Origin of the sequence: Catenibacterium sp. CAG:290 (assembly GCF_000437715.1) — a bacterium.
Classification (GTDB): domain Bacteria; phylum Bacillota_I; class Bacilli_A; order Erysipelotrichales; family Coprobacillaceae; genus Catenibacterium; species Catenibacterium mitsuoka_A.
In genome coordinates, this window is sequence record NZ_FR898856.1 from 1 (window position 1) to 3,100 (window position 3,100).

Sequence of the window (3,100 nt, forward strand, 5' to 3'; positions counted from 1 at the left end):
AAAATTTAGGAAACCCCTAGTTATTTTAAATTACCAGATGACTTTCATAGCGCCCTGCTGTCTGATATGAGTAACATAGCAACAATGTTTACCCATATACTTTTCTATTTCATTCTTATACTTTCTAGCATAATCATTTTCTACAAATACCTGGATAGTACCTTCAAAACCAGGACCATGTACTCTTACTACACCCTTATCTTTAAGAATCTTTTCACTCATACAGATTGCGAGAGAAATGTTCTGATGAGAAGGATCTTTTGAAGAATAAACATTCTGTAAATATTCAAATGAACTATTACCAGAACGCTTCACCTGGATCTTAAATTCATTAAAGTTACCATCTCTTAGTGCCTTTAATTCTTTATTCACACGCTTTTCTTCACTATAGAAATGCATAGCACGTAAAATAGCTCTATCTGAACATACTTTACGCATTGGAATAATATGTTCATAGAATTCATTTTCATCTACTTCTCTTAAGAATTCTTTACCAAAATATTTAGCAACTGATCTCATTTCTTCAATAATAGCACGATATTCTTTCGTTAAGTTAGCTGGTACATCTTTAGTATCTACAATACATAAAGAATGATTAAACTGTTCAAACTTAATCATCTGTTTCTTAATAAGTGGTTTCTTAGGATCCTTGAAATCAATCTTGATTAAACCACCAATCGCACAAGCTGCCTGATCCATTAAACCACATGGCTTACCAAAATAGATATTTTCAGCATACTGTGCAATCTGTGCAATAATTAATGAGCTAATTGATCCACTATTGTATAAACCATTAAGAATAGTGGCAAGAAGAACTTCTATTGCAGCACTTGATGACATACCTGAATAAAGTGGTACTTCACTTGTAATATAAGCTTTAAACCCACCTACTTCATAACCTAGTTTCTGGAACTGAGATACAATACCTTTAATTAAAGATTCAGTTGTACCCTGTTCGTCAAAAGCTAACTTTAATCCTGCTTTACTAATTGTGATAGGGCGAATATCTGGGAATCCTTCAGACACAAGTCTTACAACATTGTCATCTGTAGGTGTAACAACCGCAATAATATCACGGTTAACAGAACATGCAAGCATCTTACCATGCTGATGATCTGTATGCATACCACAGATTTCACTACGCCCTGGTGCACTATAGATTTCTACTTCTTCATCACCATATAATTCAATGAATTTTTTTAAAGCAGCAACATAACGATTTTTCTGCTTTGTAAGTCTAGCATCTTCTGTATAAAGATCCTTGATAAGTGCTTTATATTCCCCTTTGTTAAATCCTGTAATAATCTTACTTGCTTTCTTCACTTGAATCACCTCGAATATATATATGAAATTATTGTTAGTTATCTATTAAGATTTTAACATTTCTTACTATGGTTGTACACTTCTAGACAAATGAATATTCGAAATTAATCACACAATAGTATGTAGTATTCATTTCTTTGACCTTAGAAGTAATTAATTTATTAAGTTCCTTCTTATTATATTTATCATCCTTCATTAATACATCAAAGACAAGATTAGTATGTGTAGGACCTCTCACTATTCTAAAGTCATGGATAGAAAGTGATGAATCAATAGTTTCTACAATACGAGTCACTTTATCTCTTAATTCATTTGTGAGTGTATCATGGATATCAATAGGATCCATATGAATTGTAGTAAGGATATGGAATTTCTCCATCATTGCACGTTCAATATTATCTATTTCATCATGAGTTGTCATCATATCAATAGAAGCATCTACTTCACAATGAACAGTTAAATAACGACGTCCTGGGCCATAGTCATGCATCATTAAATCATGAATACCCATAACACAATCATTACTCATTAAATAGTTTTCTATTTCTTTAATTGTTTCTGGATCTGGTTTGATACCAAGAAGTGGATCAATGGTTGATTTTGCGATAGAGATACCAGAAATGACAACAACAACAGAGACTGCCGCACCAATGAGACTATCCACTGGTAGATCAGTAACTAAAGAAGCCACAAGAGCCACAATAGTGGCAGAGGTTGCCATAACATCATTCATACTATCCTGGGCAGCTGCTTCTAATGCGGTTGAATTGATTTCTTTACCTGCTTTACGGTTAAAGTAACCCATCCATATCTTAACTAATACTGAGAATATCAAAGCAATAAGTGCAGGAACACTGAACTTGACTGCTTCTGGATTAAAGAGTTTTAAGACTGCATCCTTTAAACTCATTAAACCAACTAAAATAATTAAAAAAGAAATGCCTAAACCTGTAATATATTCAAAACGTCCATGACCATATGGATGCTCTGCATCTGGATGCTTATTGGCTAGCTTAAAGCCAAAGAATGTCGCAATGTTACTTCCTGCATCAGATAAGTTGTTGTAACCATCTGCAACAATAGAAACAGAATGAACTAATGTTCCAAAAATAAGTTTAAATACTACAAGTATAATATTACATACTATAGAAATGATTGAACAGACTGTTCCATATTGTTCCCTTACATGTGCATCTTCTGTATTCTTATAATCACGTACAAATGTCTTTATTAATAACTGATACATAAATATTCCCCCTGATTATTAAAAAAGAGAAAGGAACCTTTCTCTAAAAAATTGAAACAATTTTTCTAACGTAAACGTTTCTTCCATCACGTCTTACGAGTTCTAATTCATCCATTTCATCAAGATAGCCTTCAATCTTTGCAGCATTGACTTTCTTATTCGCAATCTTAACTAACATCTCAATAATTGCAGGAGAATCATCTTTTACATAGGCATTATTATCCTGATCATAATGTGGTTTATTCAATAATGTATTTAATACAGCCACATAAGCCCATTTGACTTCTAGTCTTATAAGGTTATACTGCATCCCGTTAAATAATTCACCAGGAATGTAGTATTGATCATTTTTTTCGCTATTTAATTCTTCTACATCATCTTTTGTAAGTATTTCTATCATCTTTATCTCTCCCATCTCGCCTATTATAACATAGACTTAATTATCTTTCACTCTTTTTGTGAATGTAGTTACATCGTCAAATCCAATTTCCTGATAATGTTTTAAAACATCTTCTACATGTTCCCCTACAC

The 3,100-nt window shown here is 32.6% G+C and carries 3 protein-coding genes; all 3 read right to left on the reverse strand.

All coding sequences use genetic code 11. The features are described 5' to 3' along the window. Positions 1-30: 30 nt before the first annotated feature. Positions 31-1,323 (reverse strand): galactokinase, encoded by a 1,293-nt coding sequence (locus QVO42_RS08330; protein ID WP_022425660.1) that lies wholly within the window; start codon positions 1,321-1,323, stop codon positions 31-33. Positions 1,324-1,405: 82 nt separating this feature from the next. After that, positions 1,406-2,569 carry a cation diffusion facilitator family transporter gene (locus QVO42_RS08335; protein WP_022425661.1) on the reverse strand — a complete coding sequence of 388 codons (1,164 nt, stop codon included), beginning with the start codon at positions 2,567-2,569 and terminating at the stop codon, positions 1,406-1,408. 43 nt (positions 2,570-2,612) lie between these two features. Further along, entirely contained in the window at positions 2,613-2,969 is a 357-nt protein-coding gene (locus QVO42_RS08340; RefSeq protein ID WP_022425662.1) for a hypothetical protein, read from the reverse strand. Positions 2,970-3,100 lie beyond the last annotated feature (131 nt).

Bases quoted from the DNA above. Each gene is read 5' to 3' on its own strand.
- QVO42_RS08335 (WP_022425661.1), bottom strand. From the start codon at position 2,569: ATGTATCAGTTATTAATAAAGACATTTGTACGTGATTATAAGAATACA.
- QVO42_RS08340 (WP_022425662.1), bottom strand. From the start codon at position 2,969: ATGATAGAAATACTTACAAAAGATGATGTAGAAGAATTAAATAGCGAA.